Here is a 14737-nt window from a genome sequence, read left to right as displayed (position 1 = left end):
GGTGGCGAGAACGGCGGCATGCCGCACGCAAGCGGGCGGGGCATTCAACCGCGCCGCCGCGTGTCGCCCACCGCACGGCGCCAGCGCCGTGCCGCGTGCCTCTTTCTCGCGCCCGCGGTCATCATGTTCGCGGTCTATGTGATCTGGCCGATTCTCTCCACGCTGCGTCTGTCGCTCTACAACTGGGACGGCATGACCGAAGCGAGCTTCGTGGGCCTCGCCAACTACGTCGAGCTGTTCCACGCGCCCACGTTCTACACGGCGCTCAAGAACAACGTGATCTGGCTGGTGCTGTTCCTGCTCGCGCCGCCCATGGGCCTCGCGATCGCGCTGTACCTCAACCAGGCGGTGGGCGGCATTCGCATCGTCAAGTCGCTGTTCTTCGCGCCATTCGTGCTTTCGGGCGTGGTGGTGGGCCTCATCTACTCGTGGTTTTACGACCCCACGTTCGGCCTGCTCGCGCTCATGCTGGGCCGCGGCATACCCGTGCTCGGCGACCCGAATTACGCCACGCCCGGCATCATCTTCGCGGCGCTGTGGCCGCAAACCGCGTACTGCATGATCCTCTACCTCACCGGCCTCACCACGCTCAACAGCGAGCAGATCGAGGCCGCGCGCATGGAAGGCGCGAAGGGCTGGACCATGCTCTGGCACGTGATCCTGCCGCAACTTCGCCCCGTCACGTTCATGGCCGTGGTGGTCACGGTCATTGGCGCGCTGCGCAGTTTCGACCTCATCTCCGTGATGACGGGCGGCGGCCCGTTCGAAAGCTCGACGGTGCTCGCGTACTACATGTACGACCAGGCAATCAAATACTACCGGCTCGGTTATTCGGCCGCGATTGCCGTCGTGCTGTTCGCGATTATGCTGCTCTATATCGTCTATCACCTGCGCCGCCTGTTGCGCAGCGAGCACTGAATCCGCCACGAGGAGCCGCACATGTTTCCGATTCCGGTCGACAAATGGAAGCCCGCGTCGCGCCGCCTGTACAAACTCTCGCTGCCCGTGGCGCTCATCATCTGGCTGCTGCCGCTCATTGCGGTGCTGGTCACCTCAGTACGTTCCACCGAAGAGCTGAGCGAGGGCAACTACTGGGGCTGGCCGAAGCACTTCGCGATGATCGAGAACTATCGCGACGCGCTCACGACTTCGCCCATGCTGCATTACTTCTGGAACAGCGTGCAGATCACGCTGCCCGCCGTGGCCGGTGCCATCGCGCTCGCGGCGCTGGCGGGCTATGCGTTGGCCATCTACCGCTTTCCGGGCAATTCGGCACTGTTCGCGACTTTCGTGGCGGGCAACTTCGTGCCGATCCAGGTGCTGATGATTCCGGTGCGCGATCTCACGCTCAAGCTCGGGCTCTACAACACGGTGGGCGGGTTGATCTTGTTTCATCTTTCGTTTCAGACCGGCTTTTGCGCACTTTTCCTGCGCAACTTCATCAAGCAACTGCCGTTCGAACTCGTCGAGGCCGCGCGCATCGAGGGCGCGAACGAATGGACCGTGTTCGTGCGCATCGTGCTGCCGCTCATTCGACCGGCGCTCGCCGCGCTTGCCATTCTCGTGTTCACGTTCGTGTGGAACGACTACTTCTGGGCGCTGTGCCTGACCCAGGGCGACGACGCCGCGCCGATCACCGTGGGCGTTGCGGCCCTCAAGGGGCAGTGGACGACGGCATGGAACCTCGTTTCGGCGGGATCGGTGCTCGCGGCCCTGCCTTCGGTGATGATGTTCTTCGCGATGCAAAAGCACTTCGTGGCGGGGCTCACGTTCGGCGCGACCAAGGGCTGAACGGTTGATGAAAGGCGGGGCGATTTGACTTCGGCGCGGCGCTACGGTCCAATTTCGGGAGACCCGACGCAAGTCACGCCCGCAAGGAACGCCCCATGCAGCACAACGAACCGACCCCGCGGCCCATCCAGCCCGCCACGCAACTGCCCGCCGCGCTCGTGCGCGAATTCGACGGCGACCACCTCGAAGCGCACCTTTCCGATGCGATCCGCCTTTCGACCGTAAGCGAGGACGGCTGGCCGCACGGCGCGCAACTGAGCGCGGGCGAGATCCTGGCCGTGAACGCCAACACGCTGCTCATCGCGCTCTGGCCGCAGTCCAGCACCACGGCCAATCTCGTGCGCGACGCGCGCCTCACGCTTTCGCTCGTCCACGACGGCGCACTGCTGGAGATACGCGCACGCGCTCACGCCGTGGCGCAACGGCAAATGGCGCTCGAACTGAGCGTCTTTCGCGTGGAAATCGAGTCTGTCACCGAGCATCGCGCGAAATATGCCGAGGTGCGCAGCGGCGTGACGTTCCGGCTCTACGAGCCTGATCGCGTACTGACGCGCTGGCGCGAGCAGATCGCGATGCTGCGCGCATTCGCCTGAGCTTGCCCGAGGCGCGTGACGCAAGCTTCGTGATGTTGTCATTGTCGATGTGCTAGCGTGCTCTGCGCGGCGCGCGCTTCATGGGCCCGTCGCCACGCAAAGACAAACGCTTCCGGAACAACGATGCAGACCACGGTACTCACAGACTGGCAGCAGTTCATGGCGCTGACCACGCAGCTCGACGGCTGGGCGTTTCGAGGCCAGCAGAACGCGCAGTGGCACCTCGAAAGCTCGCTCACGCGCTATATGCGCGACTACGTGGGCGACCGGCTGCAATGGCGCCAGCGCGAGGAGCGCGCCATTCGCGTGTTTCGCCGCAAGGCGCACAACTTCCTTGCGCATCCCGACCTGCTCAAGGACGATCTGCGCTGCCTCGCGCTCATGCAGCACCACGGTGCGCCCACGCGGCTGCTCGATTTCACGAAAAGCCCGTTTGTCGCGGCCTTTTTCGCGCTGGAGCGCGCAACCGGCGACGCGGCCGTCTACGCGCTGAACACGCCCGCGCTCTGGAACAGCCGCGCGTTGCCCAAGACCAATCCCACGCTGACTCGCGACGTGATCGACCCGCGCGCGCACGACAACTTCGAACGCTACTTCTTTAGCAACACGAACGAAATTCTCTGGTCGGGCGAGCCCACGGAGATGGACGACCGGCTCGTCGCGCAGTCGGGCACCTTCGTCGTGCCGGGCGTGATCGACAAGCCGTTGCAGGCCATCCTCGAAGGCTACGAGAGCCACGAGGAGCTGCTGCACAAGATCGTGCTGCCCGAGCGCATCCGCATGGATGCGATGAAGTGGCTCTACCGCATGAACATCACGAATGCGTCGCTGTTTCCGGGGCTCGACGGGCTCGCGCGATCCATTGCCGTGGAGCTGGAGATCGTCTGGTCGGGCATGGTGGCGCCGATTGCGGGCTCAACGAGCTGAAAAACCCGCAACGGCCGCGTTCACGGCGTTTCGGGACGCGGCAGATTGAGGCCGGGCGCGAGGCGCGTGGCCTTGAATTCCGTCACTTCGTAGCCGGCGACGCCTTGCTGCGCAAACGGATCGGCAGCGAGCAGCGCATCGAGCCGCTCGCGCGGCATATGCGAGGCGATGATCACGCCGCCGTCGCGCGGCATTTTCGGACCGGCGGCGACGAAATTGCCCGCTTCGAACTGCGCATCGAGGTAGGCGCGATGCGCGGGAAGGGCGTCGTCGATGCGCTCGAGCGGGGCAGTGTAGGTCAGGGAAACGATGTACATGGCGGCGTCTGGTCGGAGAGGGCGCAAGACGCGTATGGTATCTCAGCCAGGTCGAAATACACGCGCTTGCCGGCTTCACGGGCGAGCGCAACATCGGCGTCGGCGCCGCGCGAGTCGCCAGGTATGCGGAGCACGGCATCGCAATGCGCGATCATGCGGTGGGCCACCGGATACAGGAACGCTTCGCTGATGGCGTCGCCAACGCATTTCGAGCCCGCCTGGGCGGCGAGGGGAAGCGACAGCCATTCACCAACGATCGGCGTATGGCCGAGGCGGAAAACGTCCAGTGCGGCGGCTTCGAGCCTGGTGAGGTTCGCGGCCATGAGCGCCGGGTCGCCGTGGGTGCCGCCGCGCCACGGTCCCGCAATCAGAATGAGTTGAGGCGTCATGCCGCGACCTCTTTGCGTGTTGCGCGCAACGCAGCGTGCTGCAGCAGCATGATCGTTTTGCCGTCCACGATCTCGCCGCGCTCGATCATCCGTAGCGCTTCGTCAAGCGGCACTTCGACCACTTCCAGATCCTCGCCTTCCTCCTCGACGCCGCCGCCCGCGCCGGGCCGCTCGGCGGGGTCGTATTCGCCCAGGTAGAAGTAAAGCTTCTCGGTCACGGAGCCCGGGCTCATGTACGCCTCGAATACCTTGCGCAGATTGCGCACGCGATAGCCGGTTTCTTCCTCGACTTCGGCGCGAATGCGCTCGTCGGGCGCGGCGTCGTCGAGCAGGCCGCCTGGCGCCTCGATCATCATGCCGTCGTGCCCGTTGACGAAGGTCGGCATGCGAAATTGCCGCGTGAGCACGACGTTGCCGCTTTGCGGGTCGTGCAGCAAGATGGTCGCGCCATTGCCGCGATCGTAGGTTTCGCGGCTTTGGCGTTGCCATTTGCCGTTGCTGCGCAGGAAGTCGAAGGTCACCTTGCGCAGCACATACCAGTCGTCGGACAGCACGGTGGTTTCGATCATCCGCACACGGTCTTTCGTTGCAATTGCCGTCATCTCGTTCCCCATTGGTCAGGATTCGCCATTCATGGTATCGTGCAGTTTCGTGCAAAATCAAGAAAATTCGTGCAAGCAGATTGGTGCGATTCTCATGCTCACAGATCAACGAAAGAAAGCGATACTCGAAGCCCTTAAACGCGAAGGCCAGGTGCTCGCGGGCGAACTGAGCGCGAAGTTCGGCGTTTCCGAGGACACGGTGCGGCGCGATCTGCGCGAGCTGGCGGCCGAAGGCCTGTTGCAACGCGTGCACGGCGGCGCGCTGCCGGCTTCGCCGGCGGTGGCGCCCATTGCCGAGCGGCGTGGCATGGAGGTGGCGGCCAAGCGGCGCATTGCGCAAAAGGCCGCAGGCATGATCGCGCCGGGGCAGGTGGCGATCGTCGATGGCGGGACGACCTCCGCGCTGCTAGTCGAGTGTCTGCCGCGCGACCTGCGGGCGACCGTCGTCACGCATAGCCCCGGCGTGGCGGTCGCGCTCGCGGAGCATCCCACCATCGAAGTCGTGCTGATCGGCGGGAAGCTGTACAAGCACTCGGTGGTCACGGTGGGCGCGGCGGCCGTGGAGGCGATTGCGCACATTCACGCGGACCTGTACTTCATGGGCGTGACGGGCGTTCACGCGCAAGCGGGGCTCAGCACCGGAGATTTCGAGGAATCCTATGTAAAGCGCGCACTGGCCGCGCGCGCCGCGGAAACGGTCGTGTTGGCCTCGGCGGCGAAGCTCAATGCCGCCTCGCCCTACTGCATCGGCCCGATCGGCATGGCGCAGACCATCGTTGTCGAGCGCTCGACGGACGCGAAGCTAATCGAACCAATCGAGGCGGCGGGCGTGACGGTGGTGCGCGCTTGAGTGCATGAGCGCGCCGTCGGGTTAAGCGTGAAGCACCAGCTTCTGCACGCGCCAGTTCAGCAATTCGGCGACGAAGAGCACGTTCTTCGCGGGGCACGCCATTTCGTGGATCCAGCCAAATTGCTTCAGCTGCTTGCCCGATTCGCCCAATACACCGAGCAACTCGCCATCGAGGCTCAATTTGTAAATGCGCCCAGGGAAAGCGTCGGAGCTGTATAGCACCTGGTCGGGACCCGGCGAGATGCAGATCGCCCACGGCGACCCCGGCGCGAACGTGCCCGCGGCGATCGTCGCTTCGTCCGGCACGTTGCCAATCGCGGGACGCGCGCCCTGCGGCACCGGTACGTCGATCGTGAACTGTTTCAGGAACTTGCCATCCGCGTCGAACACCTGAATGCGCCGGTTGCTTCGGTCTGCCACATAAATACGGTCCTGCGCATCGACGGCAATGCTGTGCGGCGTATGAAACTGTCCGGGTCCGGTGCCGCGGTCGCCCCAGGACTTGAGCCAGTTGCCGTCCTTGTCGACTTTCGCCACGCGCGAGTTGATATAACCGTCGCTGATGTAGGTGTTGCCGGCGGCGTCCCATGCGACGTCGGTGACCTGGCGAAAGCGTCCGGGCTCGGAAGGCAAGGGCGGGTTCGGATGCTTGAGCGGTCCCGTTTCTTCGTCCGCGGCTTCCTGCTTGCGGCCGAACACCATTGCCACGCGGCCTTCCGGCGTGAACTTGATAACCATGTCCGAGCCCTTGTCCGTCACCCAGATGTTGTCCTGCCGATCGATCTTCACGGTGTGCGCGAACGACCACGCGTACAGGTTGTGGCCGATTTCCCTGACAAACCGTCCATCTGCCGCAAATTCGAGCAATTGCGCTGCTGCGGCGCCGTAGGCCGGTCCAATACTATTGCCGCGCGAGAGCACGAAAATGTGCCCGCGCGAATTTACCGCGACGCCCGAACATTCCCCGAAATACATGTCCACCGGTAGCCGAACCGGGTTGGGAATGGAATCGTAAGCAATGGACGGAACCGTTTGCGTCTGGCCGAAGGCCGGCGCGGCGGCGAGGGCGGCGGTTGCCGCGAGGAACTGGCGACGCGTGAAGGCACCCTGCAGAAGGCCGCCGCAGCATGGACAGCCAACGGAATGAAGCGAATGAAGCGGGCTCATCGGACCTTTCTCCTCTTGTTCGAAGACGGTGGCGAACGTTGTGCACTGCAACCCGCGCGGGGCGTTCCGTGAACTGACCGCAAACATTGCCGCGCGCACCCTAAAGAATATGCGCGCGCAACCGATAGCGCAGTAATCGAGTGGAGGATTCCGATCCCGTAGTCATTTCGCATACCGAGGTGGCCCATGAGCCCAACGCCTAATTCCCTGCCGCATTCCGCGTTCGATACGAGCGTCTTGCCACGCGATCAGCAGTTTTCCGCGTGGCGAGAGGCGGTGAACGTCCTCTTCGACACGCAGACCGCCGAATCGCGCGATGCCGGTTTTGGCTCCGCCGTGAGCGGCTACCTGTTCGGCGATGTAGTGCTGGGTTCGATACGCACGGGCGCGCAGCGCTACGACCGCTCGAACGCGAAGATCGGGCGCGATGGCCACGATCAATATGTTCTGCAGTTCTATCTAGGCGGCCAATGCCGGGTGCGCGACGGCGGTCCGGAAGGGTGTACGCAACCGGGCGACATGTTCATCGTCGACGCGGCGCAGCCGCTCGCGACCGAAACCACCCAAAGCGAATTCCTGAATCTGGCGGTGCCGCGGCGCTTGCTCGCACCTTTGCTGCATGCGCCGGACCAGCAGGGCATGCGTGTGATTCGCGGTGCCGATCCCACGGTCGCGCTGCTGCGCGAGCATCTGGGCGCGCTTTACCGGCACGCCCCGCAAATGACGCTCGCCAACGCCCAGGCCGTCATGCCTGCCACGCTTCAGCTCGCGGCCAGCGCGCTCAATGCGAGCGTGAGCCCGGAACACATGCCGGCGGTGCAGGAATGCGCGTTCGTATCGATATGCCGGTATGTGGAGAAGCGCCTGACCGATCCGCACTTAAGCGCGGAGCGGGTTGCGCGCGCATTCGGCATGTCGCGCGCCACGCTGTACCGGCTTTTCGAGCAGGAGGGCGGCTTCGCGACCTACGTGCGCGAGCGCCGCTTGCGGCGTTGCCGCGCCATGCTCGCCGACCCGGCGCGACGCAGCATGTCGATTGCCGATATTGCCGCCGCGCATGGATTTACCGATGCCGCGAATTTCACGCGCGCATTTCGCCGCTCGATTGGCCTCTCGCCACGCGCGGTACGTATGTTGGCGCTCAATGGCGAGACCGAACTCGCGAAAGAGTCCGGCGTGGACGACTGGCGCTACTGGATGGCCTTGATGCGTTGAGCATGAAACGCGCGTGTCGTGCAAGCGCGCGTGAGACAAAACAACAAGTATTTGAGACGTAACGACAGATTTGGCTTCAGGCACCGCCGATTCATTGCCGCGTCATGCGCCACCTGCAAAGATGCAGGCGCCTGCGAGATTCGGGCAAACGGGGGAAACATGAAGAAGACCCAAAAAAAGCCGCGTCAAGGCGGCCTGTACTACTACGAAGCGGCGTATTCGCTCGAACTTGCGCGCGGCGCGTCGCACATTTCCAGCATGCTTTCGGCGGCGACACAGGAAAGCGCCGTGCATGAAGTCATGCGCGAATTCATTGCGACGCACGGCAGGGCCGAACTGGACGCGTTTTGCTGGCTGCTCGCCGAGCGGCTGGACAAGCGGGGCTGCGCTGCGGCCGCTATGAAAGCGCGGGACTTCGATGCGTCGCGCCGGATGCGGGCGCTGGCCTGCGCGAGTTGAGTCGCGCAGGGCTATACGTGCGAGCGTGCCCGTATGGCGAACTGTAAGGTCATCCTAAGGAATTGAGGTGGCCGGTTCGCGGGGCACACCTCGATCGATCGTTGCCGCGAGCGCCTCGACTGCGCCTTAGCGCGCGAGCCTGAAAGCGCCAACGGCATCGCGCAGCGCGTCGGCCTGCTCGCTGAGCGCCATGGCGGCCGCGGCCGCTTCTTCCACCAGGGCAGCGTTCTGCTGCGAGACCTGGTCCATCTGCGAGACCGCGAGATTCACCTGTTCGATGCCGTCGCGCTGCTCTTCGGACGCGTTCGCGATCTCGTGCATGATGGTCGTCACACGGCCAATGGATTCGCCGATTTCGTTCATTGTCACGCCCGCCGAGCGCACATACTCCGAGCCCGAGGAAACGTGCTCGACCGATTCGGCGATCAGCGTCTTGATCTCTTTCGCGGCCGCCGCCGAACGCTGCGCAAGCGAGCGCACTTCGCTCGCGACAACGGCGAATCCGCGGCCCTGTTCGCCCGCGCGCGCGGCTTCCACCGCCGCGTTGAGCGCGAGAATATTGGTCTGGAAAGCAATGCCTTCGATGATGCCGGTAATGTCGGCGATCTTCTGCGAGCTGCCGTCGATACGCTCCATCGTCTGCACGGCGTGGCTCACGACCTGCGAGCCGCGATCGGCGACTTCCTGTGCGCTATTGGCGAGTGTTTGCGCGGTACGCGCGTGCTCGGCGTTCTGCTTCACCGTGGCGGTGAGCTGCTCCATGCTCGCGGCCGTTTCCTGCAGCGAGGCCGCCTGCTCTTCGGTGCGCTGAGAGAGGTCGTCGTTGCCGGCGGCGATCTGGCGCGTTGCCGTGGAAATGGACTCGGAGCTATGGCTGACCTTGCGCACCGTGTGTGCAAGCGCGTCCTGCATGGCCTTCAGGCTCGTCACGAGGCGGCCCATTTCGTCGCTGGAGCGCGTGTCGAGGTTCGCGGTCAAGTCGCCGTCCGCAATGCGCTGGAGCGCGCCCTGCACGTTCTCCAGCGGCGCTGCGATCGCGCGGTGCAGGCCCACGGCGCACACGAGCGCCACGGCGAGTCCGAGCACGATCAGGGCGATGCTGCCGGCGCGCAGCGATGAATAGCGGTCCTGCGCGTGGTCGAACGCCTGCTCGCCATGCGCCTTCTGCCATGCCTCGAGCGCGCTCGAGGCCTTCGTGAGCGCAACCGAGAGCGGCGGAATGCGCTTCATCGCAATGTCATCCTGGGCCTGCCGTTCGCCTTGCTTGATCGCGGCCATGAGCGGCTGGATGCCTTGCTCCAGCATGCCGGTGAGGGCGGTCTGAACGTCGTCGGCGAGCGCCTGTTCTTCGGGGGCGTGCGGCAGCGAGCGGTAGACGTCCCACGCCTTGTTCGAGGTGGCGAGGTAGGTCTGCGCCTTGTCGAGCAGGGCCTGAGTGTCGGGCGTGTCCGGGTGCAAAAGGATGCGGTCGAGCGTCGTGCGCGCGATGGTCAGATTCAGGTTCGTCTTGCCAATGTTGATGGCGGCGGCGAGCTGGTTCGAGTAGGCATAGCCGAGCGCCGTATTGGTGCGCGACATGCCCGCGAGGCCGGAAACGCCGGCTGCCACGATCAGCAAGGCCAGCACCCCGACCGCGATGCGCAGACGGACAGAGATAGAGAGTCGTGCAAACACGAGGATGGCTCCAGAACGCGAGGGGCGATGTTGCAGAAAAACGGCAGTGCCTTCGCGCGCGAGACGGCGAAGCACTGAACACGCTCAGGACATGTTTACGGCGCGCCGCGAGGGAACTGAAGGGCGGCGCGGGCGCCTTTGCGCAATGGTGGTTTTCCCGGGGTGCGATCAAGTCGCCACTCGCGCCGCTTGCGCCGCGATCGCCGGTTCGTCCGTTGCGCGTGTCGGCCGCAACGCTTTGCAGTGACCGGGATTCAGGCAGGGCGGCTTCGACAAAAGTGCCAGTGAATGTGCGTTTTGTATAGGGACGCTGCCTGGCGCCTCCCCTATTCTCACTCCATCGAGACGATACGTCCGGCGCAGCGAAATCCATCGGGTAAGCCGCGCCGCGCAATCCAAAGGAGAGGATGTTGACCAAGAAAGTCCCGCTCAAGATCGCAATCGCTGAGCATCCGCACACGTCGGCCATTCGCAATGGTTCCATTCCCATCGAGGGCGTGGACGCAGAATTTGTCACCGTACAACCGCAAATCGGCGCGTTCCGCCGCATGGTGCGCGACGTCGAATTCGACGTGTGCGAACTCGCGCCGACGACCTATATCATCGCCCGCGCTTACGGCGCGCCGTTCGTCGCACTGCCGATTTTCGTGGTGCGCCGCTTCCACCATAGCGGGCTGCTGGTGCGCCCGGAAGCGGGCATTCGCCATCCGAAGGACCTCGAAGGCAAGAAGGTTGGCGTGCGCGCCTACTCGGTCACGACGGGCGTGTGGACGCGCCAGGTGCTGATCGACGAGTTCGGGCTCGATTCGTCGAAGGTGACGTGGGTCGTCGACGACGAAGAACACGTCACGCAGCTCAAGCTGCCTTCGAACGTGATTCACGCACCGGAGGGCAAGTCGCTTGCCGACATGATGGCCACCGGCGAACTGGTGGGAGGCTTTGCCGCCGCAGCCGGCATTGGCCGCACCGGCGCGCCCACGGGCGGCTGGAAGGAAGTCGAGGCGGATTACCCGGACCTGCTGCCCAACGCAGCCGAACTCGAAGCGCAATACTACGCGCGCACCGGCATCTACCCGATGCACGGCACGATCGTCGTGAAGGATTCGGTGCTCGCCGAGCATCCGTGGATCGCGAAGTCGATCTACGACGCCTTCGCCGAAGCGAAGAAGCAGTGGCTTGCCCGCCTCGATGCCGGCGAAGCGACGACCGCAGGCGACAAGAAGTACCTCGCGCTGCGCAAGATCGTCGGCAACGACCCGCTGCCGTACGGCCTCGCGGAAAACCTGAAAACGATCGAGGCGCTCGAGCAGACCGCGTTCAAGCAGGGCCTCACGCCGCGCCGCATGGCGATCGACGAGCTTTTCGTCGACCCGCTGGCCCGCTGATACGAACGGAGACATCATGATTATCGATTGCCACGGCCACTTCACGACCGTGCCTGCATCGTTTCGCAACTGGCGCGCGAAGCAGGTTGAATTTGCCAACGACCCGGCCAACGCGCCGTCGCTCGAAGGCGCCCATGTGAGCGACGACCAGATTCGCGACGCGATCGGCAACGGCCAGCTCAAGCTGCAGCAAGAGCGTGGCAGCGACCTCACGCTCTTTTCGCCCATCGCGGGCCTGATGAGCCACCACCTCGGCAACGAGCGCACGAGCCTCGAATGGGCCGAAGTGTCGAACAACCTCGTGTACCGCGTGACCGAGCTGTATCCGGACAACTTCGCGCCGGTGTGCCAGTTGCCGCAGTCGCCGGGCGTCGCGCCGAAGAACAGCATTGCCGAACTGCGCCGCTGTGTCGAGGAACTGGGCTTCATCGGCTGCAACCTCAACCCGGACCCCTCGGGCGGCTACTGGACCGGCACGCCGATGACCGATCGCGAGTGGTATCCGCTTTACGAAGCGCTCGTCGATCTCGACGTGCCCGCGATGATTCACGTGGCCGCCTCGTGCAATCCGTGCTTTCACGGCACGGGCGCGCACTATCTGAACGCGGACACTTCGGTGTTCATGCAGATCCTGCAGTCGGACTTGTTCAAGGACTTCCCGACGCTGCGTCTCGTGATTCCGCACGGCGGCGGTGCGGTGCCTTATCACTGGGGCCGTTATCGCGGCATGTCGCTGGAAATGCGCGAGCGTCCGCTTGAAGGACTGCTGAACAATATCTTCTTCGATTCGTGCGTGTATCACCAGCCGGGTGTGGAGCTGCTCACGAAGGTGATTCCGTCCGACAACGTGCTGTTCGGTTCCGAAATGATCGGCGCCGTACGTGGCAAGGACCCGATCACGGGCCAGTACTTCGACGACACGAAGCGCTATATCGACGCGTGCCCGGCGCTCAACGACGAAGACCGCTACAAGATCTTCGAAGGCAACGCACGCCGCGTGTATCCGCGCCTCGACGCCCGCCTGAAGGCGCGCGGCAAGTAAGCGCGATTAACAAGCGTGGTTAACAAGCGCGGCGCGAGCCGCGCAGAAACGGAAAAGTACAGAGGCACGCATGGCTTCTCAAATCGTTGATATTCATCCTCACATCATCTCGGACGACGAAACGCGCTATCCGCCCGCGCCATTGTTCGGCAAGCGCTCGGAGTGGTCGAAAGAGCGTCCGACCACGGTCGAAACGCTGATCGCCGCGATGGACGAGGCGGGCGTTGCCAAGGCTGCGGTGGTGCATTCGTCGACCACGTACGGTTTCGACAACAGCTATGTCGTAGACGGCTGCGCGAAGTACGCGGACCGTCTCGTCGCGGTCGGCTCGGTGGACGTGCTGCAACCGGATGCGCCGCAGCGCATTCGCGAGTGGACCGATCGCGGTCTCGGCGGCCTGCGTCTCTTCACGGGCGGCAGCACCAAGGAGTTCGATCCGAGCGAGCTGGACGACCCGCGCTCGTTCCCGGCCTGGGAGCTGTGCGCCGAACTCAATCTGCCGATGTGCATTCAGACCGGTCCGGTCGGCTTGCCGCAGATCACGACGCTCGCCCGCCGGTTCCCGACCGTGCGTATCATTCTGGATCACCTCGGCCGTCCCGAGGTCGCGGACGGTGTACCGTACGCGAAGGCGCAGAGCCTGTTCGACCTGGCCTCGCTCGAGAACATCTATCTGAAACTCACGCCGCGCATTTTCGGCGACGTGAAGAAGGAGAAGGCGAGCGCGGAGACGTTCTTCCCGCGCGTGGTCGAGGCGTTCGGTGCGCAGCGCATGGCATGGGGTTCGAATTTCCCGACGTCGCCGGGCAAGCTTTCGGAGATTCTCGCGACCGCACAGGCCGGGTTGCAAAGCCTGAGCGAGCAGGACCGCGAGTGGATTTTCGGCAAGACAGCGCTCGCGCTTTATCCGGCGTTGGCCTGAAGCGATGCATCCGGGCAGCTGCCGCGGCGCATGCATGTGCCGCGTTGGCTGAGTAACAAAGCGTTTGATCGAGAAAGAAGAAGCAGATGGAGACAACTCAACCAGAGCGAAGCGTGACAGCAAGCCGATGGAGCGTCCTTGCGCTTCTGGCACTCGGCGTGTTGATTTCGTTCGTCGATCGCACGAGCATTTCCAGCGCGCTCGCGGACCCGGGCTTCATTCACGGATTCGATCTCAGCAGCGTCGATCGCGGCTGGATCAACGCAGCTTTTTTCTGGTCCTATGGCGTGTTCCAGGTGCCGATGGGCTGGGTGGCGGACCGCTACGGCGTGAAATGGCCCTATGCGATCTGCTTTGCGCTGTGGTGTATCGCCACGACGCTGATGGGCGCGGTCACGGCGCTCGAAAGTCTGATCGTCATGCGCCTGATCGTCGGCGTGACCGAGGCGATCGTGATTCCGGCGAGCTACCGCTGGATTCGCAACAACTTCGACGAACGCCAGAACGGGCTCGCCGTAGGCATCCTCGCCATGGGCAACAAGTTCGGCCCGGCGTTCGGCGCGCCGGTGGGCGCCTGGTTCATCGTCAACTATTCGTGGCAGCTGATGTTCATCGTGACCGGGCTGGTCGGTCTTCTCTGGCTCGTGCCGTGGTTGCTGCTCGTGCGTAACGACTTTCCGTCGCGCGCCGCGCTGAAGCAGGCAAGCCGCAGTGCCCGCACGGTGTCGCTGGCGAGCATCCTGTCGAGCCCGGTGGTCTGGGGCGGCATGATCACGAATTTTTGCTACGGCTACTTCACGTTCTACTGCATGACCTGGATGCCTTCCTATCTGGTCGAGCAGCGTGGCCTGTCGCTCGAGCGCTCGGGTATCTACACGTTTTTCAGCTTCGCCGGCATCGCGATCGTGGCGGCCGTGGCGGGATGGGCGGCGGACAGGATCGTCGCGGCGGGCTACAACGCGATCCTCGTGCGCAAATCGTTCACGATCGCGGGCTTCGTGGGCGGTTGCACGGTGCTGCTCGGTGCGTATGCCCATACGCTCGAAGGCGCGCTGTTCTGGAACGTGCTGTCGCTCTCGCTGCTCGGCATGACAACGGCGAACAACCTCGTGCTCTCGCGTCTCACGCTGATCCCGAAGCAGGCGATCGGCCTCGTGACCGGGGTGCAGCAGGTCGCGACGAGTCTGGCGGGCGGCGTTGCCGCGAGTCTTTCGGGCTGGCTGCTGCACGTTAGCCACAACTACGTTTTGCCGATGATGGTGATCCTCGTTTTCCTGCTCATCGGAGCGACGGCGACCGCGGTGCTCTTCCGTCCGGAATGGGCGCCGAAGGTCTCGGACCCGAAAGCGTCGCTTCAGGAGGCCTGAGCACCGCGACATCGAAGACGAACGAGATCGAAGCCTC

16 protein-coding genes are annotated in these 14737 nt (G+C 64.1%); 11 read left to right on the top strand and 5 right to left on the bottom strand.

Translation table 11 applies throughout. From position 1 onward, the window contains the following. Positions 1–18: 18 nt before the first annotated feature. The 4 genes from U5A57_RS23450 to U5A57_RS23435 all read left to right on the top strand — a co-directional run bounded on the left by U5A57_RS23450 (position 19) and on the right by U5A57_RS23435 (position 3311). Positions 19–918, top strand: a complete 900-nt coding sequence (locus tag U5A57_RS23450) for a sugar ABC transporter permease (protein ID WP_321914155.1) — start codon at positions 19–21, stop codon at positions 916–918. A gap of 21 nt (positions 919–939) precedes the next feature. Then, positions 940–1791, top strand: coding sequence for a carbohydrate ABC transporter permease (locus tag U5A57_RS23445; RefSeq protein WP_321914023.1), 852 nt, complete (start codon positions 940–942; stop codon positions 1789–1791). 95 nt (positions 1792–1886) lie between these two features. Beyond that, positions 1887–2384 carry a pyridoxamine 5'-phosphate oxidase family protein gene (locus U5A57_RS23440; protein WP_321914022.1) on the top strand — a complete coding sequence of 166 codons (498 nt, stop codon included), beginning with the start codon at positions 1887–1889 and terminating at the stop codon, positions 2382–2384. Between the two features lie 123 nt (positions 2385–2507). Then, positions 2508–3311, top strand: a complete 804-nt coding sequence (locus tag U5A57_RS23435) for an FRG domain-containing protein (protein WP_321914021.1) — start codon at positions 2508–2510, stop codon at positions 3309–3311. A 20-nt stretch (positions 3312–3331) separates the two neighbouring features. Here the strand turns inward: U5A57_RS23435 and U5A57_RS23430 are convergent, their stop codons facing one another. The 3 genes from U5A57_RS23430 to U5A57_RS23420 are packed head-to-tail and all read right to left on the bottom strand — an operon-like array spanning position 3332 to position 4619. Next, positions 3332–3628, bottom strand: a complete 297-nt coding sequence (locus U5A57_RS23430; RefSeq protein ID WP_321914020.1) for a YciI family protein — start codon at positions 3626–3628, stop codon at positions 3332–3334. Then, positions 3610–4017: a DUF4406 domain-containing protein gene (locus U5A57_RS23425; RefSeq protein WP_321914019.1), complete on the bottom strand. Its 408-nt coding sequence runs from the start codon at positions 4015–4017 to the stop codon at positions 3610–3612. The genes U5A57_RS23430 and U5A57_RS23425 overlap by 19 nt, the downstream gene beginning before the upstream one ends. Further along, positions 4014–4619, bottom strand: a complete 606-nt coding sequence (locus U5A57_RS23420) for an NUDIX domain-containing protein (RefSeq protein ID WP_321914018.1) — start codon at positions 4617–4619, stop codon at positions 4014–4016. Before U5A57_RS23420 ends, U5A57_RS23425 begins: the two co-directional genes overlap by 4 nt. A 31-nt stretch (positions 4620–4650) precedes the next feature. On the opposite strand from U5A57_RS23420, the gene U5A57_RS23415 reads away from it, so the two are divergent. Beyond that, a complete protein-coding gene (locus tag U5A57_RS23415) occupies positions 4651–5469 on the top strand; it encodes a DeoR/GlpR family DNA-binding transcription regulator (RefSeq protein WP_321914017.1) in 819 nt (272 codons plus the stop codon). 21 nt (positions 5470–5490) lie between these two features. Here U5A57_RS23415 and U5A57_RS23410 read toward each other — a convergent pair whose 3' ends face one another. After that, positions 5491–6636, bottom strand: coding sequence for a peptidyl-alpha-hydroxyglycine alpha-amidating lyase family protein (locus tag U5A57_RS23410; protein WP_321914016.1), 1146 nt, complete (start codon positions 6634–6636; stop codon positions 5491–5493). Positions 6637–6822: 186 nt separating this feature from the next. Between U5A57_RS23410 and U5A57_RS23405 the strand changes: the two genes are divergently transcribed. Further along, the gene (locus U5A57_RS23405) at positions 6823–7851 is read left to right on the top strand and encodes a helix-turn-helix domain-containing protein (protein WP_321914015.1); all 1029 of its coding nucleotides are present in this window, start codon (positions 6823–6825) and stop codon (positions 7849–7851) included. A gap of 30 nt (positions 7852–7881) precedes the next feature. Next, on the top strand, positions 7882–8310 hold the full coding sequence (locus tag U5A57_RS23400; protein ID WP_321914014.1) for a hypothetical protein: 429 nt from the start codon (positions 7882–7884) through the stop codon (positions 8308–8310). A gap of 126 nt (positions 8311–8436) precedes the next feature. Here the strand turns inward: U5A57_RS23400 and U5A57_RS23395 are convergent, their stop codons facing one another. After that, on the bottom strand, positions 8437–9984 hold the full coding sequence (locus tag U5A57_RS23395; RefSeq protein WP_321914013.1) for a methyl-accepting chemotaxis protein: 1548 nt from the start codon (positions 9982–9984) through the stop codon (positions 8437–8439). Positions 9985–10391: 407 nt separating this feature from the next. Between U5A57_RS23395 and U5A57_RS23390 the strand changes: the two genes are divergently transcribed. The 4 genes from U5A57_RS23390 (at position 10392) to U5A57_RS23375 (ending at position 14700) form a co-directional block, all read left to right on the top strand. Then, positions 10392–11369 (top strand): PhnD/SsuA/transferrin family substrate-binding protein, encoded by a 978-nt coding sequence (locus tag U5A57_RS23390; RefSeq protein WP_321914012.1) that lies wholly within the window; start codon positions 10392–10394, stop codon positions 11367–11369. A 16-nt stretch (positions 11370–11385) separates the two neighbouring features. Further along, on the top strand, positions 11386–12411 hold the full coding sequence (locus tag U5A57_RS23385) for an amidohydrolase family protein (protein ID WP_321914011.1): 1026 nt from the start codon (positions 11386–11388) through the stop codon (positions 12409–12411). A 70-nt stretch (positions 12412–12481) separates the two neighbouring features. Further along, positions 12482–13333 carry an amidohydrolase family protein gene (locus U5A57_RS23380; RefSeq protein ID WP_321914010.1) on the top strand — a complete coding sequence of 284 codons (852 nt, stop codon included), beginning with the start codon at positions 12482–12484 and terminating at the stop codon, positions 13331–13333. A gap of 86 nt (positions 13334–13419) precedes the next feature. Next, positions 13420–14700 (top strand): MFS transporter, encoded by a 1281-nt coding sequence (locus U5A57_RS23375; RefSeq protein ID WP_321914009.1) that lies wholly within the window; start codon positions 13420–13422, stop codon positions 14698–14700. Positions 14701–14737: the final 37 nt, after the last annotated feature.

The sequence above is a fragment of the Paraburkholderia sp. J11-2 genome (assembly GCF_905220185.1).
Classification (GTDB): Bacteria; Pseudomonadota; Gammaproteobacteria; order Burkholderiales; family Burkholderiaceae; genus Paraburkholderia.
The sequence above is the reverse complement of the archived record's forward strand: the minus strand, read 5'-3'. Positions and strand labels throughout refer to the sequence as shown.

What these genes read in the sequence shown, in the direction of transcription:
- U5A57_RS23410 (WP_321914016.1), bottom strand. Translation starts at nt 6,636, where the DNA reads ATGAGCCCGCTTCATTCGCTTCATTCCGTTGGCTGTCCATGCTGCGGC.
- U5A57_RS23440 (WP_321914022.1), top strand. Translation starts at nt 1,887, where the DNA reads ATGCAGCACAACGAACCGACCCCGCGGCCCATCCAGCCCGCCACGCAA.
- U5A57_RS23450 (WP_321914155.1), top strand. Translation starts at nt 19, where the DNA reads ATGCCGCACGCAAGCGGGCGGGGCATTCAACCGCGCCGCCGCGTGTCG.
- U5A57_RS23445 (WP_321914023.1), top strand. Translation starts at nt 940, where the DNA reads ATGTTTCCGATTCCGGTCGACAAATGGAAGCCCGCGTCGCGCCGCCTG.
- U5A57_RS23375 (WP_321914009.1), top strand. Translation starts at nt 13,420, where the DNA reads ATGGAGACAACTCAACCAGAGCGAAGCGTGACAGCAAGCCGATGGAGC.
- U5A57_RS23415 (WP_321914017.1), top strand. Translation starts at nt 4,651, where the DNA reads ATGGTATCGTGCAGTTTCGTGCAAAATCAAGAAAATTCGTGCAAGCAG.
- U5A57_RS23435 (WP_321914021.1), top strand. Translation starts at nt 2,508, where the DNA reads ATGCAGACCACGGTACTCACAGACTGGCAGCAGTTCATGGCGCTGACC.
- U5A57_RS23425 (WP_321914019.1), bottom strand. Translation starts at nt 4,017, where the DNA reads ATGACGCCTCAACTCATTCTGATTGCGGGACCGTGGCGCGGCGGCACC.
- U5A57_RS23420 (WP_321914018.1), bottom strand. Translation starts at nt 4,619, where the DNA reads ATGACGGCAATTGCAACGAAAGACCGTGTGCGGATGATCGAAACCACC.
- U5A57_RS23380 (WP_321914010.1), top strand. Translation starts at nt 12,482, where the DNA reads ATGGCTTCTCAAATCGTTGATATTCATCCTCACATCATCTCGGACGAC.
- U5A57_RS23385 (WP_321914011.1), top strand. Translation starts at nt 11,386, where the DNA reads ATGATTATCGATTGCCACGGCCACTTCACGACCGTGCCTGCATCGTTT.
- U5A57_RS23390 (WP_321914012.1), top strand. Translation starts at nt 10,392, where the DNA reads ATGTTGACCAAGAAAGTCCCGCTCAAGATCGCAATCGCTGAGCATCCG.
- U5A57_RS23430 (WP_321914020.1), bottom strand. Translation starts at nt 3,628, where the DNA reads ATGTACATCGTTTCCCTGACCTACACTGCCCCGCTCGAGCGCATCGAC.
- U5A57_RS23405 (WP_321914015.1), top strand. Translation starts at nt 6,823, where the DNA reads ATGAGCCCAACGCCTAATTCCCTGCCGCATTCCGCGTTCGATACGAGC.